Source organism: Bacteroidota bacterium (genome assembly GCA_017303975.1).
Lineage (GTDB): Bacteria > Bacteroidota > Bacteroidia > JAFLBG01 > JAFLBG01 > JAFLBG01.
In genome coordinates this window covers 99,312-124,434 of sequence record JAFLBG010000005.1, presented here as the reverse complement: position 1 = coordinate 124,434, position 25,123 = coordinate 99,312, and the positions used below count along the sequence as shown (strand labels likewise).

Genomic DNA, 25,123 nt, shown 5'->3' with positions numbered 1-25,123 from the left:
ACTAAAGAACTAACCGACTAGTAGACTTCTCGACTTCTCGACAAAAAATAAACTTTCTAAACCTTCAAACTTTACAACTTTAAACTTAAAGAAACATGAAAACAAAAACTGCACTTATTTACATTGCACTACTATTTATGGGTTTAAACATAAATCATTTACGAGCACAAATTAAACAAAGCTCTGTACTGGTTTATAACATTGATTATGCAAGTAAACCTGTTGTACACACCGCTGTTCTAACATCAGTAAAACCCATTATTATTAATTGGAGTACTCAAAATGAATACAATGACAAAGGTGTTTACGTTGTTTCCGAAAAAGCACAAAAGGAAGCATTAAACCACACTTTTGAATTGCCTTTTCCTCAAAGCGGAGATGTAAATTGTTATGATTTTTTACCTGGATACATGGTTAGCAAAAATATATACACGCTCATAAAAGCAGGCTCAGAGGCTGATATCAGAGAGGGCTGCAACATGCTAACGGACAAATTAAAGCCAACAGGAAATATAAAAACTTCTATTAAAATTGCTGGTAAGGCGAAAGATGTGCCTGTAATTACTTGTACTTACAATACTTTTGGCGATGAGCTATGGATACTAGATAATCCTGACTTTCCTGTAGTTGTAAAAGTAAAAGGAATGAAGAAGTGGGATTTAACAGAAATTAAGTAGTCTTTTTATAATTCAATAAAAACCTTCGATGGAATTTTTTTCTATGCCACTGTGGTTAGGGTTTGGATAAATTCTGTCGAAGGCAATTTTATATACATTTATGAATTAGGTAAAATAGCCAAATGATTGTATGAAATATAATAATTGAATCATTAATAAAGCGCTTGTAAGATTCTGTAAGTCAATACATATATAATTCAATATGGTCGTTAGAAAATTAAATTATCGCCTATTTAACTTCGACAGATGATTCAATTGGGTATACATTTGTACACAAAAACAATACAGTATGTTTAATACAAGTGGCTATAAAAAATCTGTTACACTGTCAGTTTTATTTTTTCTATTAATACAATTTTCTTCATTCTCTCAATCGAATTTGGCGTATAGTTATGTATTGCCTATAGTGGTTACGAATCCCAATGCAACGGCAATATCAAATGTTCAACTATCTTTTGATATGCAAACTAATGTATTGGTTGCTTCCAATAAAATGAGTCAGACTGCAAATGATATATTATTTCAACACAAATGTCAAGACTTGTTTTTTTGGATGGAAGATTCTTCGTTTAATAATCTTAGAACCACTTTTTGGATTAAGATACCTTCTTTAGATCCCGGGGTAGATACAGTATATATGTACTACGGTAATCCTAATGCACCCGCTATCAATCCCTATTTTAGTGGGGACAATGTGTTTGTATTTTTCGATGATTTCAACGCACCTACCATAAATACTGCTAAGTGGCCAATTCAAATAGCCAATAATGGTGGCGAAGTTTTTTATACTACCCCATTGGCTTCTACTTCCGGACACTATACATTTACGGCAAATACAACAAGCAACCCAAATGATGACGCAGGATTGTTTCGTCCGATGCCACTGGGAAATTATGAGGCAGGTACTAAAATGTTTTTAACTAATCATCCTTATACAGGCGGTGGTTCTAACTTTCCGGATAGCGACCCATTGATTGGCTGGGTAAATACTATAGGAAATAAAGTTATTGCTGCTAATAAGTGTGATGATGAATTTCCCTCTGATAAGGTTTGGACAAATTTGGGTGGTGGGACAGGAACAACCACACAATACAATAGCAGTTTGGATATGCGCAATGCTTGGAACTATACACGGATAGCTACCTACCAGAATAATGCTGTAGCAAAGCGCTTTCAATATATGCCTTTCTACAGCAATAGCAGTGTTGGCTCTTACACTTCGGCATCGCAATTATTTAATACAGAAACTGGTACTACGGTTGGATTCTTTTTGGGTTCCCAAGCATACCAAGGCTTACAAATATATTTCGACTTCGTATTTATCAGAAATACGTTTGCGATAGAGCCAACACTTGCACTGAATGTTGAAAGACCAAATATGATGTGTGCGCTTACAACATCGCACAACTCGCCTGTTTGTGCGGGACAAACATTAAACTTCTCTATTTCTTATGCATGCAATCCCGGTTTTGTTACTACACATACTGTTACAAACAATCTTGGAGTAGATGTTACAACCAACTTAAATCAAATCAGTGTGCCTACTGTAGGGTCTGCTAATTCCGGTGTTTATACCATTTCTGATTTTGTAAATGGGTGTTTACATCAATCTATGGCAACAATTGTAGTAAATGATTTGCCAACAGTATCCGCCTCTTCCGGTGCGGTATGTTCAGGAGGTGGCATTACACTTAATGCAACGGGAGCTAGTTCCTATCAATGGAGCAATGGGCAAAACGGTGCAGCTATAGTTGTTAATCCTGTTGCAGACATTAGTTTAACTGTAATTGGTACTGATCAAAACGGATGCACCAATACTGCTCAAAGCAACATTGTAGTTAATCCATTGCCAGCTATCACAGTTAACTCCGAGACTATTTGTGATGGAGAAACAGCTGTGCTTATTGCTACAACACTAGAAAATACAGTTGTCTGGAGCAATGGGCAAGCCGGAATAAATATTAACGTTACCCCAAATACTACATCTACTTATATTGCAACTGTTACTAATGCAAATACAGGATGCTCCAATCAAGCCTCTGGAGTGGTTACCGTAAACAATAATCCTACAATTGTTGTAAATACTGCTCAAGCATGTGAAAGTGTTCCCTTTACATTAAGTGCAACAGGCGGAGTTTCTTATTTGTGGGCGGATGAAGCTAACAATACTTATACGTCTCCATCTATAACGCAAACGCTAAATAATAGCGTTAACTATAGTTTAGTTGTTACAGATGTAAATGGATGCAGCGCAGTACAGCTGGTTCCTGTAACGATACACCCCAATCCAGTTGCCGATTTCCAATTAACAGTAATAGATTCTGTGTGTAGTTATAATGCGTTAGCTATTAATCAATCTACCGGTGCAGATATGTATAGTTGGAAAGTAAATAATCAATCTGTTTTCTCTGCCGATTTATCTATTTCACTTTCTAAATCGGGTAGCTACCCGCTAGAGCTAATTGCAACAACCAACAATGGTTGCAAGGATACAGCAATTCAAACTATAAAATTGTCAGAAGATTTCTATTCTACTTTTTATGTTCCAAATTCTTTTAGTCCGAATAAAGATGGGATAAATGATGTATGGAGCATTGAGAGTTTATGTACCTCTGATTTTACGTGTAGCATATTTGATAGATGGGGAAATTTAATAACAACTTTAGAGAATGCACAATCTGGGTGGGATGGAAAAAATAAGAATAACGAAGTGTTAAACGATATATATGTGTATAAACTTTCCTATAAAGATGCGCTAACTGCCGAAAATAGAGAGCAAAATGGTCATATCATAGTATTGAAATAAAAGCATCCCGGTACGATGTCTTACTTTTAATGGAGGTTAGATAGTTTAGACAAAAGTACCGGGACCATTTTAGACAACAAAAAACCTGTCTGAAATTTTATGAAAAATTAAATTTAGTCTTTGTAATTTGCAGATAATCAATTGTATGACCTGTTAATCTGATGAATTGAAAATTAAAATGTTGATTATTTATTCGGATGTAGCTCTTGATATTTGTTTTCATTTCTATTAGTTTGAGATAAATACCAATACGACATGGCTCAAACAGAAAAAATAGTTATACCATTCATCTTCTTTGGATTGGTTTGTTTGCAAGCATTTTCTCAAAACTGTTTTACTCCGGCAAATTCTGTTATACCTACAACTAAAGGCATTTATCAAAATCAGCTTTCAGCTTTTAATTCTTCCGACAGCTCATATACATTTTCATGTTATGCAGCCGATACAACTCATTTTAAATATTATATAAATAAGAACGGTAGCTTAAATGCGTTGAAATGTATTACCTCACACTCTAATTTTTGGCCCTCTAATTTTGGAGGAGTTATAATGTCTAATAAAGATCCGTTTGCTTTAACTAAATCAATTAGCCCATGGGATAGTAAACTGAAGTACACCCTTTTGTTACATTATGTACAAAATGATACTTTATTTGTTCAATGGAAAATGAAGTACAAGAATCTTTCTTTTTCTGATTCCGCAATTTATAACTACAAGATGTATATCAAAGGAAAAACACTTGAAATTGCTATGGAGTCGATATCTCCACATGTTACCGGATTTACTCTAGATCGTAGCGCAAACACAAAAAAAGCAAAAATAATTGGAATACCTTATCTAACTAATATGAATGTATTGTATTCTCAGCAACATTTTATTTCTGCGTTTTTTGATTGGGAAGCAACGCAAAGTTCTGAACTAAATGTATCCGATATTAAGTTTAACGACAGTTCTTTTTATTATGGAACATCGGTTACATATCGCAACATAACAAACAAAAAATATAATCCTTTAAGGGAAAAACTATATATAAGTGTATCTAAGGAGCTAACGGATGTGTTTCCTAATTTTATCAATCCTATATCTAGCTATAGAGATAGTTCTGCCAATAGAATGGTGTTTGATATGTGGTCTGATACTTTTCAAAGTACACTTAAACACATTGTAAATATTAAGAATAAAGGATATAAAAACGCATGGGTAATTAATCATTTTTGGCAACGAGCTGGTTATGATAGAGAATACCCCGATGTAATGCCTGCCAGTACTAAGTATGGCGGAGATTCAGAATTAATAGCTCTTTCAGACTCTTGTGCAAAGTATAACTATCTTTTTTCGCTACATGAAAATTATATTGATTTTTACAAAAATGCTCCGAGTTTTAATCCCGCTCACATTACTCAGAATTTTGATGGTTCTTTTAAAACCGCATGGATTCACACTACAGATACTTCGTTGCAGATGAAGCAAAGTATAGCAGCTAGCTATATCAATCAAATAACACCTACCATTCATAGCGCGTATAAAACAAACTCCAGTTTTGTAGATGTGCACACTGCAATTAACCCAGCTCGTTTAGTCGATTTTGATAGTACTCAAGTTGGAGCGGGTTTATTTACAACACCATTGCAGTTAAACAGGCAGAATGCTTCCTTGTTTAGAAATTATCACAATGGACCCTTATCTGGCGAGGGCTACCAACATATTTACTACGTAGGCTACTATGATGATATTGAGGCGGAAATAAATACGGCTCGTGTTTCCGGCTATTGGAGAGGAGTTCGGGCGCCTCTGTTATTGGATTTCAAACTAACGAAAATACACAACCAAACTTCGGTACACGGTGTTGGCTATTACTCACGCTTTTTTTCCGACTCTACTGGGAAGCAAAATAATAAAGTATTTTCTATCGACTCTACATTAACGTATATGGCTACAGAACTAGCATACGGAAATGGTTCTTTTATATTGACACCTCGCACAAGTAAAAATTTTTACAAAGTAGCGGAACTAGAAAATAATCATGTGTTTAATGTGCATAAACTTATTTATAACAAGTGTCCTGCAACAATAGAGTATTTTGATGGAACACAATATTTGTCTGCTTCGGATTATATTCGTAAGCACATACAAAATTTCGATTCGTTGCGAAGTCCCTATTTTATGAGCCGTGCAAAAATTTCATACCAAAATGGGGTAGAGGTATTTGTAAACAGAAATTGGACATTGCCTTGGAATGTTACACTGCCATCATCTATAGGAAAAGTAAGTTTTCATGCCTCAATAAATAACTCTGATTCCTTGTATTGTGGATTTATAAACCAAACACAGTTAGCATTACCTCCCCAAAGTGGATGGGCAGTTTATATTCCTTATTCTATCTATAGTGGGGAGCAAGAGTCTTTTCAAAGTAGCATTATGTGCTACCCTAATCCGGCTTCTACTAGTGTGCAGATAGAAGCTGTAAATACTGAAAGTAAAAAAGTAAATATTACATTATATTCAATTAGCGGCAAACTTGTCAAGCAAATTAATAATATAGCCATTAATAATTTACAAATTGATATTAACGATTTGCAACCTGGAATTTATATAGTTAGGATAGACGATTTTAAAAAGCGTTACTACACAAGATTTGTAAAAATAGATTAGAGCGAAGTGCTGGAATAGTAAATAGTTCGGCAATCTCCGTTCTTTTAAAAAAGGAATCTTCCCGCTTTGTATGGATATTTAGAAGTTTGGGACAGCCTATAGAGTTTTTAATTATTTTGTACTTACGCAACAATTTCTTATTTTCAAACTCTTCTAACCTCCAAATTCTAAAACTAGAAACGCTCCTGCCGTTTTATAGTTGAATTAAAGCAACTTTAAGTAGGTTAAATACGTAGAAATACCTAGTAGGTGAGATATTAGGAAAACAACTTGATGGAAGTAGACGCAAATAAAAAACAAAGTGTTACAAATGAGTTCTTGTTTAACTATAAGAATGTGTTTGTTGTTTTTTTTTTATTTATTGTATTTTGTGCCTTGCCTTGTGCCGTAACAGCCCAAACCACCTATACCGTAAATACTACTACAGATGAGAATGATGGTTCTTGTGCAGATGGAGATTGCTCTTTACGCGATGCAATAATTTTGGCAAATGGTAGCAATGGAAACACCATTATATTCGATTTGGGAGCAGGCATTCCTCACACCATTAATCTAAATCTGGGCAGTGCATTGCCTGCCATTACTTGTAATAGTTTAACTATAAATGGCTGGGAAAATGGAGCTAACGATGGTACACCCAATTCTGTTTCTGTTTTTTCTGCAAGTACTGTTACTCCTATTAATCCAAGTTATGCAGTAATTATTACCAATACTACAGTTAGTTCTATCTCCGGATTTTCTGTAACTGGCAATTACAATGAGATAAAGGGATTGGTAATAAAAGATATAGGTATTCCCTTTACCAGTGGTACAAATAGGGCAATAACGCTGGCAGGAAATAATAATAAAGTGTTGGGGTGCTACCTGGGTATCACCACAGATGGTGTTACTACAACTTCAGTTACGAGTAGGGGGGTGTACATAACTGGAGCAAACAACACCATTGGTGATGGTAGTGAGGGTGGATTAAATTTAATTTCTGGAGCAAAAATTACAACCAGCGTTTGTTGTACTTTTTATGCGACAGCTGGTGGTTTCGGTATTGAGATTTCCGGGGCTTCCGCAACCGGAAATATCGTAAAAGGAAACCTAATAGGCACTTTAGCTGATGGCACTACAGGGTCGTCTCAAGGAACAGGAATAAACATTACCACCTCTAATTATGGTAACATAATTGGTGGTACTGGCAGTAAAGATGGAAATGTAATTTCCGGCAATTCAAATGGTATTCAACTAAACTCGGTATATTCTAATACTATAATTGGCAATAGAATAGGTGTAGCAGCCAATGGAGTCGAGAAGACATCATCCAATCAAGATGGGGTATTAATTAGTGCATCTTATAACAATGTTGTAGGAGGAACCAGCTCTGCTCACAGAAATATTTTGTCCGGAAACTCCGGGTATGGGGTTCGTATTACGGGGGCTGCATCTACCGGGAATCGAATCATGGGAAATTATATTGGTACCGCTAGCGATGGTTCATCCTTTATAGCCTCCTCTTCGCAAGATTTTGGTGTACATATTACATCTTCAGCAACATTAAATACCATTGGAGGTACTGCTACCGGAGAGGGAAACGTAATTTCAGGCAACACAACGGGAAGTACATCGGGTGGGACTGGCGTCTACATAAATGGGGTATCTAGCAATACTGTAGTTGGCAATATAATTGGCCCCGACAGAACGGGGGCTGCCATTATTAATACCACTGTGCAGCCTTATGGGGTTTATTTGGCAAATAATTCAACCAATAACATTATTGGCAATACGCTTAGTAGTGGCCGAAATATTATATCCGGCAATTCAATATACGGAATTTACGCTACCGGCTCCGGTTGTAGCGCCAATACAATAAAGGGCAACTACATTGGCTTAGCTAGCGATGGAGCATCCTATATTACATCATCCGAACAAGATTATGGAATTTATTTTGCCTCTAGTGCAAATGCTAATACCATAGGAGGAACGGGCACCGAAGAAGGTAATGTAATTTCTGCAAATTATGAGCCCGCAAATATTGGTTATGGTATTTATTTTGATACAGCACCAACAAATACTGTTGTAGGTAACACTATAGGTATGCGAGTAAACGGTACTTCTTTGGTAACAGGTACTGTTCAGGGAAATGGAATTGTAGTATCCAACTCTGCTAACAACCAAATAGGCGGTACTGCCACTGGAGCGCGAAATATTTTATCGGGCAACACTTATTCGGGAGTAGCGATTCAAGGATCATCCAGTACAGGGAATAAAATTCAAGGTAACTATATAGGATTGCAATCGAGTGGAAGTGCACAAATAGCGGGGCACATGCAAGACCATGGGATTTATTTGTTAAGTAGCAGTTCCCGCAATATCATTGGTGGATATGCAACAGGGGAGGGAAATGTAATTTCTGGTAATGCTGCCGGAGGTACAGCTGGTGGTAATGGAATTTACATGAACAGCGTAAGCTCTAATACAGTAGTTGGCAATATTATTGGAACTATGAAAGACGGCTACACTATTTGTGGGCTTCAGACATATGGAGTATCTCTAGACGATTCGTGGAATAATGTAATTGGAGGCACCACGGCAATAGCTCGTAATATAATATCCTCACATGGGGCAGCCGGAGTATTTATATTTGATCCATCGAGTAGCGGCAATGTTGTTATAGGAAATTATTTAGGTCTGGCCTCCGATGGAAGTACTTATATAACATCTTCCGATCAAAATTACGGAGTTTACCTTGCAAGCGGAGCTAATTTCAATATAGTAGGAGGTGCCGCAGCAGGTGAAGGAAACGTAATATCGGGCCAATATAGTTCTTCAACCACTGAGTATGGCGTTTATTTAGACGCAGCTGTTACCAATACTGTTGTCGGAAATATAATCGGGTTACAAAAAGACGGCTATACCCGTGTTGGCGGTACGCCTGCAACACAGGGTACGGGTGTTTATTTGAGTAATGGTTCAATTGGTAATGTTATTGGAGGCAGTACATCGGCTCATCGCAATATTATTAGTGATAATACGGATCATGGTATTTATATTACAGGCTCAACCAGTACTGGAAATAAAATACAGGGCAATTATATCGGTATTGCAAGTGATGGAACATACATAGCATCCAACACACAAGAGCAGGGGGTTTATTTTGCATCCAGCACTTCATTCAATACTATTGGCGGGGCTTTAAGCGGAGAGGGAAATGTAATTTCCGGCAATGGAAATGCCTCATCTGCCGGTAACGGCATTTACTTTACTGCTGCCTATTCCAATACGGTGCAGGGAAATATAATAGGGTTACGCCCTAATGGTGCTAGTCTATCTTCCGGTCAGGATTATGGTATAATTTTAACCACAGCATCTTCAGGCAATGTACTTGGTGGTAGCTCTTCTACAGCACGCAATATAATTTCCGGAAATGGTGTGTCGGGTGTGCATTTAATTTATAGTGCTAATAATAACAGAGTTCAAGGCAATTATTTGGGTACAGCATCGGATGGTTCGTACATAGCTACCAATGGACAAAATTTTGGAGTAACCTTAGCTAATGATGCCTATAGCAATACTATTGGTGGTACAGCTTCCGGTGAGGGAAATTTAATTTCCGGGTTGTATGCAGTGTCTCCTTCTACCAGTTATGGAGTACATCTGAATTCGGCACACACCAATACGGTAATAGGGAACATTATAGGACTGGGTAAAGACGGCACTACACGATTAAATCCCGGCTCTAATTACCAAACATCGGGGGTGTATATAGAAAATGGCTCTAGGACTAACGTAATAGGAGGTGATGGTAGTGTTAATCAGAGAAATATTATTTCAGACAACGAAACATATGGGGTGTACCTAACAGGTAGTACATCAACGGGCAATACTATAAAAGGGAATTATATAGGCTTAGCATCAGATGGTGCCACTTTTGTTTCTTCCAGTTCCCAGAATCACGGAATTTATCTTGCTTCATCGGCTTCAAAAAACACAATTGGTGGAACCGTAGCAGGTGAAGGCAATATCATCTCCGGCAATAGCGATGGAGCAACCTCCGGCAACGGAATATATTTAGATGCTGCTTTAACAAATACGGTTTTAGGCAACACCATTGGTCTGCAGAGTAATGGAAGCTCATTAGTAACAAGCTCTACACAGCAGTATGGAGTATATATTGCCAATAATAGTACAGGTAATAGTATTGGTAGCAATGTTGCATCAGGCCGAAATGTAATTTCGGGAAATACCGAATCAGGTATTTATCTAACCGGTGCTAATTGTTCATCAAACACCATCAGAAGCAATATCATTGGCTTGGCAGCTGATGGATTTACGTATATAGCCTCTCAACCACAAGATTATGGAATACGCTATACCGGAGGTGCCAGATCGAATAGTGGAATTTATTCAGCTGTTGTAGGAATTATAGCTGGGCATAATACAAATATATATAATGATAATGGCGCTAGCAATGGAATTAGTTCAACGTATATTGGTTTAAAATCAGATGGAAGTACATCTGTTACGGAAACCACGCAAACCTATGGAGTTTATGCTACTGGAGCAACTTCAGGATATAGCCTATCGGATTGCGTAATTTCTGGACAGCAATATAATATCTATTTTGATCAAGCTGAAGGATTTGTTAATGGTTGCAAAATAGGAACTAATGCTGTCGGAACAGGTACAGTTTCGGGTGTTGCTTCTCAATCGGTTGGTATATACTTCAATAATACCCCCCCTCAAGTATATCAATCGGTTGTATCATCAAATAACGGAACCGGTATTTATGTGACAGGGAGTGAGGCAACTGGAGGTAGTATTTATTTTGGCAATTTTATTGGATTAAATGCAACAGGAACATCCGTAGTGGGGAGTCAAACCAATGGTATCGTATTAACTAATTCTGTTTCTGGTGTAACAATTGGAGGCTACGATTATGTAAATACTGGAGAAGGCAATATTATTTCCGGCAATGGAACGGGTATTAGCATACTGAATAGTAGTTCTGGAAATACTGTAAAAGGCAATTTTATTGGTTTGCAAGCAGATGGAGTTAGCGCTATTACATCCACAGTTCAATCTGTTGGTATACTCATAGATGCACCCAACAACTATATTGGAGAGGCTGGGGATCCACTATATTCAAATTTCATTGTAGGTAACTACTCTAGAGGAATAAATATAACATCAGGTGGGTCTGGAACAGTCATAAAAAATAATTACATAGGTGTAGCTTTCGATGGTGCAACTACCTATTCGGTCTCGAATTCCTCTGTTGTAGCAGGAATAGGAGTTTCGGCAAATGATATAACTATAGGTGGAGACTACTCGGCTTTAGAAGGCAATGTTATTTCCGGTAACGAATGTGCCGGAACCAGTTATGGAATATTTATTGGCACAACATCAAATACCACTATAAAAGGAAATATTATCGGGTTAGCAGCAAATGGCACATCTCTTGTTTCCCCTTCTCAAAACAGCGGCATAGGTATATTTGGACCATCTGCACTTGGAGTAACTATAGGGGGGGGCACATCTAATGACAGAAACATCCTTTCCGGAAATACAGCAAGAGGAATTAGAATATCAGGTTCTTCCGGAGGAAGCTACAACAAATATATTTATGGAAATTATATTGGTCCGGATATAAATGGCGCCAACATTGGCGGTTCAAGTCAAGACATCGGAATAAGCATTGGAAATACAAATGCGGGTATTGTTATAGGAAGCAATTCTGGTGCAGGCACCAGCAGACCAAAAGGAAATTTAATAGCCTACAACACCACAAACGGCATTACTATTACCGGAGCTGCTTCAACGGGAATATTAATTTCTCGAAATTTAATTTATTCCAATGGAGGAAACGGTATTTCTCTTGCTAGTTCTGCTAATGCATCGAAAGCTAAACCAACCGTAACTGCATTTACAGGAACAAGTGCAAGCGGTACAGCAACAGCTGCGGATACTGTAGAGGTTTTTAAGAATACTACCGGACAATGTCAAGACGCAATGACTTATTTAGGCTCTGTGCTGGCTGATGGTAGTGGCAATTGGAGTATTACAGGAGTAACGATTAATAACGGAGAAAGTGTAACTGCAACGGCACGCACCGTTAGTGATTTAAACACGTCCGAGCTAGCATCCACTTGCATGGTGGGCTTGCCAATAGAACTACTCAGTTTTAGCGCAGAAAATATAAACAACGAATACACCCAACTAAAATGGATCACCGCCAGCGAAACCAATAACGATTATTTCACGATCGAAAAAACACAAGATGGAATAAACTACGAATTTGTAGCCAAAGTAGCTGGAGCCGGTAACAGCGCACAAGTGTTGAATTACACAACCAATGATTTTAAGCCCTACCAAGGAGTTTCGTATTACCGTCTTAAACAAACCGATTTTGATGGGGCATATGATTATTCAGAATTAGTTTCTGTGGAATTTCAAAGTTTAAAGTTGGAAAGTTCTATGTTGGTGGTTTACCCTAATCCTGCAACCAACAGCAACATGAATGTTTTATTCAACGGACAGTCTGGAGAGGAAGTGTTAATAGTAGTGCACGATGTGCTGGGTAAAGAGTTCTACTCTAAAGCATTTATTTTGGAAGAAGAACAATTAATAGCAAACATAGAAACTACCCAAAATTTAGCTCCTGGTTTATACACCATTACCGCGAGTAGCAATAATAAATTTTTCAACAAAAAAGTGATTGTCAAGTAGGGATAGATTGCTTCTTGTTTCAAATGATTTTTTAATCATAACAGATATGAAGTTGCTCTCTAACCCAAGCCAATAGTGAAAAACAAAAAGTTAGATAGATGAAAATAGTTTACACAAAAAGAGTTGTTGTTGTTGTTTTATTAGTTTTTTTGGCATGCAACGCAACGGCATTTTCTCAACCCATTTGGCAATGGGCTAAGCAAGACAGCCTAAATATTGGCTTAGCAGGAAAGGTAGAGGTGTCTGCTATTCACGCAAATTTTAACACGCTGGTGTCGGGCTATTTTGCAGATAGTGCGTTGTTCGATACTATAAAATTAGTAGCTGAATATCCACATTGGGGAAATAACGTTCAAGGTTTTGTTGCCAAAATTAATAACAACGGAAAGTATGTTTGGATAAAGAAAACTACACATACATCAGCTAATTCATTAAGCATGGTGACAAAAGCCGTAGAGGCAAACAACGGTAAAGTGTATTTGATAGGACAATTTATAAATACAATTCAGTTAGATACATTTACCTTGTCAGAGCCCAATAGCAAAGGTGTGTTTATGGCGGAGTTAGATGTGCTTGGAAATGTAACATGGGCCAAAAAGATTGCAATAATGCCATTAAATACAAATGGTTTTGTAACAACTGCCATAAAAGATTTTGAGGTAGATAATAAAAATGGATTGGTTTATTTTTGCGGCTCTTTTAGCGATTCTATAAATGTTTCCGGCACTACATTTTATGCAGGCCCATCATTTGGCACTTCCGAAGCGTTCATTGCTCAGTTTGATGTGCAAGGAAATTATAATTGGTTGAAAAAAAGTATTTCTGTGCACAACAACTTTGTTTATAGCAATAGTACGTTTTATGGCATAGAAGCAGACTTAAATGGAAACATGTATGCGTGTGGCGCCTTCAATGCCGATATGTTTGGCATAAACAATCAACTGTTTTATTTAAAACGACCTTCTAATAATATCACCTTAGATGATTACAATGGATTGATTTTAGCACTCGATTCTTCAGGTAATTCACTGTGGTCTAAACAAACATTTCGAAAAAATTGGGTGGAGGATATTAAGGTTGATAATATGAATAATGCCGTTTATGTTACCGGAAAAATGATTGACGATTCTTGTTTTTTCGACTCAAATAGTTTGTATCCCACACTAGTTAATAATACAGGTTTAGTTGCGGGAGATTTTGTTTTTTTTGGCTAGGCTTAACAAAACAACCGGAGTTTACCAGTGGGTAAAGCAAGTGCAAGATTTAAAAATGCGAAGAGACGAGTTTTTAAAATTAACGCACGATAAATTTTTTAACCCTGTGTTATCCGGCAATTGCGATTCGGGATTTACGTGGCAATCGATAGTTATTCCCGATACTATTTATACTCAAGCCAATTTTTTACTTTCAACCGACCCCAACGGAACACCGCTTTGGGGAATGCTTGTAGAGGGTAATTACTATGAGGGTAACCAACACGTTACATCAAATAGATATAATGAATTGGTGGTAGCGGGCAGATATTTTAGTGATAGTATTTTTATTGCCGGAAGAAAACTAAATGTAAATGGAAGTATGTATATAGCTCAAACCGGAGTTGTTTCATCGGTATATGAAGGTTTGCAAAGGTTGAATGAGATGGTTGTGTATCCGAATCCTACTAGCGATAAAAGAATAATGATATCTTCTCCTGAATTTACTTCAGTAGCATCCTGTACTGTTGATGTGTATGATATGATGGGGCGTATAATTCATGCTGCGAAATATACTGTTGACAATAAAACTATTGTTGTTGATTTTAAAGAAAAACTACAACCCGGTATGTATCATCTACTTGTTAAACAAGGCTCTTTCATTGCTGCGCAGAAGCTTGTGGTAAATTAATCGCGGCTCTCCTTTCAATGCTCTTAGTGGGTAACGGACTTGTTTTAAAATATATGTAAGTGAATATAAAATTGTTCTATTTGCTGAATTCAACTATTAGTAGAGGTTTTAATAGCAATACGCCATCTACAAACAGTAAATAGTAATTCTCCGATTTTTCTTTTTTTGTAACATAAAATAATGGTATGGCAATTAAAAATTGTAGAAGTGTGCAATAAAAGAAAGTTTCGTTAATAGTGCTAATAGCATAAAGTAGTGTTGTAAATACCATGCCGAATAATAGAAGCAGCAGTGAAATGTTAAAAGGTAAGTGTGTGTTTGTGTAGTCAAGCTCTTTTGTTTCAATGTCTTTTGCCAAATCTTTATGCTGAAATAAAAATCCGATGGCAAAAAGTAAAATCAATTTGTCTATCAATAAAAGAACATTTTTTATTGATAAAGTAGTAGTTGTAAGTATTGGAATTACAGCAATAACCATCCACCAAGAAAAACAAAGCACGATAACTTTTGCAAATAAATTTTTTCTAACAAAAGATTTTGGGAGTAAGTATATCATTGAGAAAAGAGCGGTGCTAAATAATAGCTGAGTTTGTAGCAAGGGTAGTTTTGAAATAGAAAAAAGTAAATATATTCCGGCCGTAGCAATTGTAACTCTTCTAAGTATTTTGTTTTTTATATCCCAGTCAAAATAATTTGTAGAGGCTTGATGTGTAGGTGTTTTTTGAAGAATCAATTCTCGGTGCAAATTGTATACAAATAGTACACCTGCCATACAAAAGAATAAATACGTATAATCAAGTGTTTTGTCAAGCAGTGAAAAGCTATCGTACATTTGAATGCCGCAGATAGCACAAATAAATAAATGTGTTTTGGTAAGGTAGTTTATAGATTCTCTCATTCCCATTGCACTAATATATTACTTTGCCCTATCTTTGCGCAATGGTAAAAATTGGTGACATAAATTTGGGTGAATTTCCTTTGTTGCTTGCTCCCATGGAAGATGTGAGCGATCCTCCATTTAGGGCTGTTTGCAAGCTGAATGGAGCCGATTTAATGTACACCGAATTTATTTCATCCGAAGGTCTTATTCGTGATGCTGCAAAAAGTGTAAAGAAGCTTGATGTGTTTGAATACGAGCGCCCAATAGGCATACAGCTATTTGGAAGTGATATTGATTCCATGCGCGAGGCTGCAATTATTGCAGAACAAGCCAATCCCGATTTAATTGATATTAATTACGGGTGCCCTGTAAAAGCTGTAGCTTGCAAAGGAGCAGGAGCAGCGCTTTTGCAAGATGTACCTAAAATGGTTTCTATGACTGCGGAAATTGTTAAAGCTGTGAAAAAGCCGGTTACTGTTAAAACACGCTTAGGGTGGGACGATAACACAAAGAATATTATGGAAGTGGCTGAAAGGCTTCAGGATATAGGTATTAAAGCATTGAGCATTCACGGTCGTACCCGCAAACAAATGTATAAAGGGCCTGCGGACTGGACTTTGATTGGGGAGGTGAAAAATAATCCACGAATAAAAATTCCCATTTTTGGAAATGGAGATGTGGATGGTCCCGAAAAAGCAATGGAAATGAAGAATAGATATGGCGTAGATGGTGTAATGATTGGTCGTGCCAGTATTGGTTATCCATGGATATTTAATGAAATAAAACATTTTTTTAAAACGGGCGAAAAGCTTCCTGCACCTACCATTGAAGATAGAGTAGCTATTTGTAAACAACACCTCCAAAAATCAATTGAATGGAAAGGAGAGAAGCTTGGCATTATTGAAATGCGTAAGCACTATACCAATTATTTTAAAGGATTGGAGAATATAAAGGATTATAGAATGATATTGGTTACAACTTATTCGCTGCAAGAGTTGCACGATACATTACATCAAATTGCTCTACGCTACAGTAATAGTTTGGTATAAGAAAATGGCTGTTGTTAGAAACATAAAATATATTTTGAGCCTTTCTCTTATCGGATTTTATTTTCTGAATGTAGCAGCACAGCCCGAAATCGAATTGCTTCTTAAAAATGCAACAACACAAAAAGATACCGCTTTAATAAATACGCTTAATTTATTGGCGTCTAAGCTAAAAAAAAATAATTCAAAACAAGCTCAGTTATATGCTAACAATGCACTAACCCAAAGCCAAAAACTAAACTATTTATTTGGAGTTGCACAGGCTAGTAAAACTCTAGGGAATATATATTCTACCCAGGGGGACTATAATAAGTCATTAGATTACTCTACTCGAAGTATGAGTATATTTAAACAACTTAATGAAGAGTTAGAGATTGCTAACACGCATATTGTTATAGGATTAACTTATTGGCGTAAGGGAGATTTTGCTACCTCAGAAGATAATTTTAATGCTGCAGAAAAAATCTACACAGTACTCAATGATTCTGATGGCGTTGCAAAAGCGTGGGTGAATATTGGCATATTGAATTCTGAACGAGGTCTTCTAAACAGAGCGTTAGAGTATTATCTAAAAGCCTTAAGATATGTTGAAACTAGTAATACCCCTTCATTATCAGCTACAATTATAAAGAATATTGCCATTATATATTCTGAGCAAGAAAATCATAAAACCGCTTTAAAGTACCATAACCAAGCAATGCATTTACTTTTGCCGTTAAATGATACCAACGCAATTGCAAATTCATGCTTTAACATGGGCGTTTGTTATTATGAATTAGAAATGTTTGATAGCGCACTCGTATTTCACCGAAGAGCATTGGAGTCTTTTCAAGCAGTATCCAATAAACAAGGTGTATGTGAGTCATATAATAGTGTTGGTACGATTTACCACAGCAAGAATGTGTTTGATAGCGCACTCATCTATTTTAATAAAGCGCTAGAATTAGGAAATGGATATGGGTACAAAAGAGCACAAATGCTGGCCAATTATAATATTGGGTCTACTTACAATGAATTAAAAGAATATAGAAAATCCATCTCGTTTTTCGAAAATGGACTCTTGTTGGCTTCTCAAATGGGGATGCAGCAATATATTGCATTATCTAATTTTGGTCTACATGCAGCATATGTAGGACTTAATGATTACTCAAAGGGATTAGCGTATTATAAATTATATGCAGAAATAAATGATTCGCTATTTAATAAAGAGAGCTCCGACAAACTTCTTTCACTGCAAGTTGAGTTTGAAACCGAGCAAAAACAGTCGCAAATAGAGTTGCTGAATAATGAGCTGAGAATTAAAGAATCTAATATTAGATTGGTTTATTTAGCAGGGATTTCAATTGCTGTTTTTTTGATTTTAGTCATATTGCTTATTGTAACTCGCAATAGAAAAAACAAGCAGTTGTTGCAAGCTCAAGTTGCAAAAGCAAATCAAGAACTTGAATTTAATAAACAGGCTCTTATTGATTATGCGCATAGTTTAGTTGAAAATCAGAAAAGGGTAGTGGAGCTTACCGATGAATTGAAAATAATTGGTAACATTAAATCTACCGATATTGAAAAGCTAGAGAAAATAACAGAGCTTACTTCGTCCAAAATTATTACCGAAGATGATTGGACAAAGTTTAAACAATTATTCGAGAAAGTACACGGTGGTTTTTTTCATGTATATAAAACAAAATACCCCGATATTACTAATGCCGAAATCAGGTTGGCGGCTCTCATAAAACTCAATCTTAATTCCAAAGAAATTGCCACTATGTTAGGTATTTCTGCGGATAGTGTTAAAAAAACTCGACAGCGGTTGCGTAAGCGAATGAATTTAGACATTCAAGAGGAATTGGAGAATGTGATTTTAAATAGCTAGATTTTGTCTAGGCGTGCAAATTTACTGAATACAAGCTACTGCTTTTCAATTGATTGTGTGTTGTCCCCCATTTTGTCTTGTAATTAAATAGTGTAAATAGCATTCAATATTTACTTTTGCGACCTTAAAAATATTCACAATGAAACTAATTAATCTATCTGTTTTACTTTTTTTTATAACCCTAAGAATATCTTTGTCTGCACCTGTCAATGATTTGTGCTCCAATGCTACAACTCTTACAGTAGGTACAACGTTATCGAGTCAAACCACTTTTAGTGCAACAACAACCGACCCCGCCTGCACAGGAACGGTAACTGCTGATGTATGGTATAAATTCACAGCTACCGATTCGGTAATGAATATAAGTGTAACAGCAACCTCTTCTTGGTATTCTCCGGCAATAGGCTTATACAGTGCCTGTGGAGGAAGTTTAATAGCTTGCGGTTCGGCATCTTCAACAAGTTTAATTCATCAAGTAAACAATCTTTCAATAGGTACAATTTATTATATAAAAGTATATGAAAGAAGTGGAAATGGGATGGGTTTTAATATTCGTGTTTTTGCCAGTCCAACCAATAATTATTGTAGTAATGCAATTACCTTGCTGCCTGGCACCCCCATCTCATATAGCACTGCTGCTGGAAGTACAAATGGCGCAAACTCTTCTATGGTAGCCTGCACAGGAACAGTAACAGCCGATGTATGGTATAAATTTACCGCTACTGATTCGGTTATGAACATAAGCATTGTCTCAATTTCTTCTTGGGATTCTCCCGCAATGGGTTTATACACTGCTTGTGGAGGAAGTCTAATTGTTTGTAGTTCGGCATCTTCAACAAGTTTAATTAAGCAAGTAAACAATCTTTCAATTGGCGCTACTTATTATTTAAGGGTCTACGAGAAGGCTGGAGAGGTAATGGATTTTAATATTGGTGTTTTTTCTAGCCCTACTAATAATTACTGCTCAACAGCAACAACGTTGACAGTAAGTACAACACTGTTGAATCAAACAATTTTTGGCTCCAACTCATCCGACCCTGCATGTATTGGAATTAATAATGCTGACGTGTGGTATAAGTTTATTGCTACAGATTCTGTAATGAATGTGTCTGCAGACTTTAGTATTGCTATAGGAAGCAGTACCGACTTGCCGAATGTTTCTATTTATAGTTCTTGTGGGGGAAGTATGATAGGTTGTTCAGGAGCAACATCTGGTCCTATTGCTACTCTAACCCAAAACAACCTTATTATTGGGAATACATACTATGTAAGGGTGTATGAACGATCAGGTGAGAAAAATGGAAATTTTAAAATGAGAGTTTTTCCCAGCCCTACTAACAATTACTGTTCAACAGCAACAACTTTAACAGTTAATGCAACACTATCAAATCAAACAATTTTTGGCTCCAATTCATCCGACCCTGCATGTATTGGAATTAATAATGCTGACGTATGGTATAAGTTTATTGCTACAGATTCTGTAATGAATGTATCAGCAGATTTTAGTATTGCTATAGGAAGCAGTACCGACTTGCCGAATGTTTCTATTTATAGTTCTTGTGGGGGAAGTATGATAGGTTGTTCAGGAGCAACATCTGGTCCTATCGCTACTCTAACCCAAAACAACCTTATTATTGGTAATACCTACTATGTAAGGGTGTACGAACGATCGGGTCGGATAAATGGAAATTTTAAAATGAAGGTTTTCCCTAGTCCAACCAATAATTATTGCGACAATGCTGTAAATCTAATTGTTGGTTCTCCCTCCTCTACTAACTGGGTTGTAGGCGATACCTATGGAGCTAATATACTTAATGGAACTTGTAACGGTTCCGGCATGGCAGATATTTGGTACTCGTTTACTGCCACCGATACTTTTATGTATGTGGCAATGTCTAGTGCCTCTAGCTCCAATATAGGATTGGAGCTACATAATAGTTGTAGCTCTACAAGTGCTATTAAATGTGCGAGCTCAACAGGAACATCTTGTACATTAAACAGTGGAGGACTTACCATAGGCGCGACCTATTTTGTTAGAGCGTATCAAACACAAGGTGGTTGGATTAGTTTTAATATTAGAGCATATGGCACTATTTCAAATGACAATTGTGCAGGAGCCATTAATATACCAATAGGCATCTCAAACAGCACAAATTGGTTAACATATAGCACCTTTGCTTCTACGCAGTCGTTGGCGGCCTGCACAGGAACAGCAGACGATGATGTTTGGTTTAAATTTACCGCCACAGATACTATGGTAAATATTGATGTTGTTGGTGTTAACTCTCTATTCCGACCCGTAATACAAGTATTTAATTTATGCGGTGGAACATCTATTCAATGCAATAGTAATACTACTGCGTCTACTATAGTAACAACCTTACACAACCTTGCTATTGGTCAAACATATTATTTTAGGGTTTACACTTATGGCAATGCTAGTGCACATACTAGTTTTAAAATCAAGTTGTACAATCAGGTTCCTACTGTACAAAATATAACTGGGTCTACTCAAATTTGTTCGTCTCAATCTAGTGGAATTATATACTCTGCATCTGTAACATCCGGCAACACCTATAATTGGGTTATTACAGGAGGAGTAATTGTGTCTGGACAAACTACATCTACCATAACAGTTAATTGGACCAACGTTGGAACAAATACACTTACGCTAACGGAGTGTAATACTAACGGATGCGGAGCCCCTTATTCAATTTTGGTTACTGTTGCTGCAACACCAACCGTTAGTATTAATTTGTTAGCAATTGATACAGTATGTTTAAACAACAGCAGCATAGCTCTTTCTGGAGGGCTTCCTTTGGGTGGAATTTATTCTGGTGCCGGAATTACAGGCAGTCAGTTTAATCCAAGTACTGCTGGCATTGGAACCCATACTGTTACCTATTCATTTACCAATAGTAGCGGATGTAGCAATACTGCTATGGGAACCATACTGGTATCTGCTTGTTTGGGTGTTGATGCAGTTGATGAAAATAGAGTTGTTTTAATATACCCTAATCCTACAAGTGGAGTTTTTTATTTAGAAACGGAAATAGATTTCGATAAACTAGAAATTTATAATGCCTTTGGACAGCAGGTTTTATTTGAAAAGGCTCAGATGGGTAGAGAAATTAATCTTTCTAATTTAAATGATGGTGTATATACACTAGTTGCTGAAAGTAAATCAGAGCGTATAACCCAAAAGGTAATCTTAAACAAGTAAGAAAACCCAAAATAAAAACAAAAAAATCCGTCACGAATATAATTTCGTGACGGATTTTTCTGTTTTTTCAATAGTCAATAAGGTGCTAGTATCGGGACTTACTAGGCCGTTAAATCAAAATCTTCTAAAAACTTAGTAGTGTATTTCCCTTCAATAAAGTTTTTGTCTTTCATCAAGCGCAAGTGAAACGGAATGGTAGTTTTAACACCTTCAATTACATATTCACTTAATGCACGATGCATTTTAGAAATAGCTTCTTCGCGTGTTTGAGCCATCGTAATCAGCTTAGCAACCATCGAATCGTAATTTGGCGGAATAACATAGCCAGCGTAAATATGCGAATCTACGCGTACTCCATGTCCGCCAGGGGTGTGTAATACAGTAATTTTCCCCGGTGATGGCCTGAATCCATTAAATGGATCTTCTGCATTTATGCGACATTCAATAGCATGCAATTGCGGATAATAATTTTTTCCCGAGATAGGAACGCCCGATGCAATTAGTATTTGTTCACGAATCAAGTCGTAATCAATTACCTCTTCTGTAATTGGATGTTCCACTTGAATACGAGTATTCATTTCCATAAAATAGAAATTACGGTGTTTATCCACCAAAAACTCTATAGTGCCTACACCTTCGTAATTTACTGCGGATGCGGCTTTTATGGCAGCTTCTCCCATTTTTTCTCGCAACTCTTGCGTCATAAAAGGCGAGGGAGTTTCCTCAGCTAATTTTTGATGACGTCTTTGTATAGAGCAATCTCTTTCCGATAAATGACAAACCTTTCCATATTGATCGCCAGCTATTTGGATTTCTATATGTCGAGGCTCTTCAATGTATTTTTCCATGTACAAAGCTCCGTTGCCAAATGCAGCAGCAGCTTCTTGTGTAGCCGATTCAAAGTTTTTTTCTAATTCATCTTCACCCCAAATTATACGCATCCCTCTGCCTCCCCCACCTGCCGTAGCTTTTATGATTACAGGGTATCCAATTTTTTTTGCGGTCTTTTTAGCGTCTGCTACATCCTCCAAAAGTCCCTCTGATCCAGGTATGCAAGGAACACCTGCTTTTTTCATGGTGTCTTTTGCAGACGATTTGTCTCCCATTGCATCAATTTGCTCTGGTGTAGCTCCAATAAATTTTATTTTATGTTCTTGACAAATCTTAGAAAACTTAGAGTTCTCCGATAGAAACCCATAGCCGGGATGTATAGCATCGGCATTGGTAATTTCTGCAGCCGATATAATATTAGGAATGTTTAAATACGAATCTTTGCTCGGTGGAGGTCCAATACAAACCGCTTCATCGGCAAACTTTACATGCAAAGAATCTTTGTCAGCTGTGGAATAAACAGCTACCGTTTGGATGCCCATTTCACGGCAGGTTCTAATAATCCTCAACGCAATCTCTCCGCGATTGGCAACTAATATTTTTTTAAACATACTTTTTTAAAGTTTAAAGTTGGGTAGTTTAAAGCCTAAAGTTTAAACACAAAAACGTTGAACTTTACACTTTTAACTGAATTAGGATGGATCTACCAAGAATAATGGTTGGTCGTACTCTACCGGTGTAGCATCGTTTGCTAATACCTTTACAATCTTACCTTTTATATCAGCTTCAATTTCATTGAATAGCTTCATGGCTTCAATAATACAAATTACTTTACCAGGCTTTATTTCATCGCCTACATTAACAAATGGAGGTTTATCCGGTCCTGCTGAGCGGTAGAATGTACCAATCATTGGCGACTTAATAGTAATATACTTCGACTCGTCTGTAGTTGAGGCTGGTGTTTCCTTTTTTTGTTCAGATGCTTTTGTTTCGGCAACAGGGGCTGCAACCGTTTGCACTATGGGAGCTGTATTTACCTGAGGCGCTGCTTGAACCAAAATAGGAGCATTGCTGGAGCCTGCAGGCGTTTTAATTGTTATTTTAAAATCTTTTATTTGCAACTCAACCTCGCTTACGCCCGATTTTGCTACAAATTTAATCAAATCTTGTATCTCGTTAAGCTGTAAAGCTTGCGGTTGTATGTTGGATGTAGTTACTTTTTTAGCCACAATTAATTAAGTTTAGTGAGCCCCAAATATATAAAAAAAAATGGTAACAGAAACTATCAAATTTAAGTTCAATGTGCTTATAATCAAATAGTTAAAATTTCTGTTGTGTGTAGTAACAAAGAGTTTTAACGAAACTACGGATTCTTTGCTAGTGTTTAGAAAGAAGAATATTGCTTAGTTGGGAAAAATGGCAGTGGTAATCTTCTCTAACACCTTTTGGTATGTTCTATACGCCTTAGTTTCTAATGGTCTGGATATAATTCTAGTGGTTTGCGCATCAATTTCTATCAAATAGAAGGCAATTAGGTTGGTGGTAAATGGGAAAATGGTGTTTTCTTTAAATGCGTAAAAATGCTTATCCGTATTTTCTGTATATACCAGCCAATCGCGGTCAGCTAGCATAATATCTTTCAATTTATTTTCTACGTCTTTAATGTTCTTTTTTATCTCTTTTGTCATAAGGGGATGCGAATTTACAATTCGAAACCAATTATGCAATATAAACTGCCAAAAGATTATGAACACAATAGGTTCATAAAAAAGAAAGAAACTACTTGTCTAGTATTATAGCTTTAATCAGTATGCCGGTTACTGCCCCGGAAATCCCATATACAAAGGCATTCATAGCTTTCCGTTTTCTAGCCACTCGTTCGTATCCTAAAAGATAGGTGTCGTATTTTAGGTATTGCTTGTTGGATACTGTGTGTTGTTTGATTTTTATTTTAGGTATTAGCATAGCACCCGCGTAGGCAAATGGAGGTAAAAATGCTAATATCGGGTTAAACGTGCCACCGGCTATCCCTATGGCTCCAGCGCCAACATTGGTCCAAGTGCTTTTAAATCCCCGTTGTGCATCCTGCTCTCCTTTAATAAACAAGCGGGTTTCTTCTATTGTAAAATAATTCTCGACAGCACTATCTTGTTTATAAATTATTTTTTCATGTCCATCTGCAAATTTTATGGAAAATAAACGAATGCCCTCTATTACCATCTCTTTTGTTTTGCCCTTTTTTGCGGGCACTTGTACTTTGGCTCCGTATAGTGTAGAGTCAATTACTTTACATCCCATCGTATTTGCATTCATAAAGTAGAGTGTATCAGGAAATGGATTAAAGTCTTGAGCAGAGCCAATTAGTTGAGTAACTAGTAAAACGAACAAAACAACTATGCGGTAGTTAGATATGTTTAAAATCATGTGTTATAAAAATAATAAAACTCCTTATCTTTATAGTAATAAAGTGGGATTGTTAGATTTTAATTCTAAAATCGCATTTAGTTCACCAACATGCATAAAATAGACGCTAACTAAAA

General features: G+C 36.7%; 14 protein-coding genes. 9 read left to right on the top strand and 5 right to left on the bottom strand.

What is annotated here, in order from left to right; genetic code table 11:
• Nucleotides 1–95 precede the first annotated feature (95 nt).
• From J0M08_03385 to J0M08_03360, 6 genes are all read left to right on the top strand, one after another.
• Nucleotides 96–677: a hypothetical protein gene (locus tag J0M08_03385; GenBank protein ID MBN8702079.1), complete on the top strand. Its 582-nt coding sequence runs from the start codon at nucleotides 96–98 to the stop codon at nucleotides 675–677.
• A 289-nt stretch (nucleotides 678–966) separates the two neighbouring features.
• Nucleotides 967–3,483: a DUF2341 domain-containing protein gene (locus J0M08_03380; GenBank protein ID MBN8702078.1), complete on the top strand. Its 2,517-nt coding sequence runs from the start codon at nucleotides 967–969 to the stop codon at nucleotides 3,481–3,483.
• A gap of 255 nt (nucleotides 3,484–3,738) precedes the next feature.
• The gene (locus tag J0M08_03375; GenBank protein ID MBN8702077.1) at nucleotides 3,739–6,135 is read left to right on the top strand and encodes a T9SS type A sorting domain-containing protein; all 2,397 of its coding nucleotides are present in this window, start codon (nucleotides 3,739–3,741) and stop codon (nucleotides 6,133–6,135) included.
• A gap of 273 nt (nucleotides 6,136–6,408) precedes the next feature.
• Nucleotides 6,409–12,849 (top strand): CSLREA domain-containing protein, encoded by a 6,441-nt coding sequence (locus tag J0M08_03370; protein MBN8702076.1) that lies wholly within the window; start codon nucleotides 6,409–6,411, stop codon nucleotides 12,847–12,849.
• A gap of 98 nt (nucleotides 12,850–12,947) precedes the next feature.
• Nucleotides 12,948–14,063, top strand: a complete 1,116-nt coding sequence (locus tag J0M08_03365) for a hypothetical protein (GenBank protein ID MBN8702075.1) — start codon at nucleotides 12,948–12,950, stop codon at nucleotides 14,061–14,063.
• Nucleotides 14,056–14,733 carry a T9SS type A sorting domain-containing protein gene (locus J0M08_03360; protein MBN8702074.1) on the top strand — a complete coding sequence of 226 codons (678 nt, stop codon included), beginning with the start codon at nucleotides 14,056–14,058 and terminating at the stop codon, nucleotides 14,731–14,733. Before J0M08_03365 ends, J0M08_03360 begins: the two co-directional genes overlap by 8 nt.
• A gap of 76 nt (nucleotides 14,734–14,809) precedes the next feature.
• On the opposite strand, the gene J0M08_03355 is transcribed toward J0M08_03360, so the two are convergent.
• Nucleotides 14,810–15,631, bottom strand: a complete 822-nt coding sequence (locus tag J0M08_03355; protein MBN8702073.1) for a hypothetical protein — start codon at nucleotides 15,629–15,631, stop codon at nucleotides 14,810–14,812.
• 41 nt (nucleotides 15,632–15,672) lie between these two features.
• Here J0M08_03355 and dusB point away from each other — a divergent pair, with 41 nt between their 5' ends.
• From dusB to J0M08_03340, 3 genes are all read left to right on the top strand, one after another.
• Nucleotides 15,673–16,662 (top strand): tRNA dihydrouridine synthase DusB, encoded by a 990-nt coding sequence (gene dusB / locus J0M08_03350; GenBank protein MBN8702072.1) that lies wholly within the window; start codon nucleotides 15,673–15,675, stop codon nucleotides 16,660–16,662.
• Nucleotides 16,663–16,666: 4 nt separating this feature from the next.
• On the top strand, nucleotides 16,667–18,529 hold the full coding sequence (locus J0M08_03345; protein ID MBN8702071.1) for a transcriptional regulator: 1,863 nt from the start codon (nucleotides 16,667–16,669) through the stop codon (nucleotides 18,527–18,529).
• Nucleotides 18,530–18,668: 139 nt separating this feature from the next.
• Nucleotides 18,669–21,752, top strand: a complete 3,084-nt coding sequence (locus tag J0M08_03340) for a T9SS type A sorting domain-containing protein (GenBank protein MBN8702070.1) — start codon at nucleotides 18,669–18,671, stop codon at nucleotides 21,750–21,752.
• Nucleotides 21,753–21,853: 101 nt separating this feature from the next.
• Here J0M08_03340 and accC read toward each other — a convergent pair whose 3' ends face one another.
• The 4 genes from accC to J0M08_03320 form a co-directional block, all read right to left on the bottom strand.
• Nucleotides 21,854–23,194 (bottom strand): acetyl-CoA carboxylase biotin carboxylase subunit, encoded by a 1,341-nt coding sequence (gene accC, locus J0M08_03335; GenBank protein ID MBN8702069.1) that lies wholly within the window; start codon nucleotides 23,192–23,194, stop codon nucleotides 21,854–21,856.
• A gap of 81 nt (nucleotides 23,195–23,275) precedes the next feature.
• The gene (gene accB, locus J0M08_03330) at nucleotides 23,276–23,785 is read right to left on the bottom strand and encodes an acetyl-CoA carboxylase biotin carboxyl carrier protein (protein ID MBN8702068.1); all 510 of its coding nucleotides are present in this window, start codon (nucleotides 23,783–23,785) and stop codon (nucleotides 23,276–23,278) included.
• 201 nt (nucleotides 23,786–23,986) lie between these two features.
• A complete protein-coding gene (locus J0M08_03325; protein MBN8702067.1) occupies nucleotides 23,987–24,271 on the bottom strand; it encodes a hypothetical protein in 285 nt (94 codons plus the stop codon).
• Between the two features lie 91 nt (nucleotides 24,272–24,362).
• Nucleotides 24,363–25,007, bottom strand: coding sequence for a hypothetical protein (locus J0M08_03320; protein ID MBN8702066.1), 645 nt, complete (start codon nucleotides 25,005–25,007; stop codon nucleotides 24,363–24,365).
• Nucleotides 25,008–25,123 lie beyond the last annotated feature (116 nt).

Bases quoted from the DNA above. Each gene is read 5' to 3' on its own strand.
- J0M08_03355 (MBN8702073.1), bottom strand. From the start codon at position 15,631: ATGAGAGAATCTATAAACTACCTTACCAAAACACATTTATTTATTTGT.
- J0M08_03370 (MBN8702076.1), top strand. From the start codon at position 6,409: ATGGAAGTAGACGCAAATAAAAAACAAAGTGTTACAAATGAGTTCTTG.
- J0M08_03345 (MBN8702071.1), top strand. From the start codon at position 16,667: ATGGCTGTTGTTAGAAACATAAAATATATTTTGAGCCTTTCTCTTATC.
- dusB (MBN8702072.1), top strand. From the start codon at position 15,673: ATGGTAAAAATTGGTGACATAAATTTGGGTGAATTTCCTTTGTTGCTT.
- accC (MBN8702069.1), bottom strand. From the start codon at position 23,194: ATGTTTAAAAAAATATTAGTTGCCAATCGCGGAGAGATTGCGTTGAGG.
- J0M08_03385 (MBN8702079.1), top strand. From the start codon at position 96: ATGAAAACAAAAACTGCACTTATTTACATTGCACTACTATTTATGGGT.
- J0M08_03325 (MBN8702067.1), bottom strand. From the start codon at position 24,271: ATGACAAAAGAGATAAAAAAGAACATTAAAGACGTAGAAAATAAATTG.
- J0M08_03340 (MBN8702070.1), top strand. From the start codon at position 18,669: ATGAAACTAATTAATCTATCTGTTTTACTTTTTTTTATAACCCTAAGA.
- J0M08_03320 (MBN8702066.1), bottom strand. From the start codon at position 25,007: ATGATTTTAAACATATCTAACTACCGCATAGTTGTTTTGTTCGTTTTA.
- J0M08_03380 (MBN8702078.1), top strand. From the start codon at position 967: ATGTTTAATACAAGTGGCTATAAAAAATCTGTTACACTGTCAGTTTTA.
- J0M08_03365 (MBN8702075.1), top strand. From the start codon at position 12,948: ATGAAAATAGTTTACACAAAAAGAGTTGTTGTTGTTGTTTTATTAGTT.
- J0M08_03375 (MBN8702077.1), top strand. From the start codon at position 3,739: ATGGCTCAAACAGAAAAAATAGTTATACCATTCATCTTCTTTGGATTG.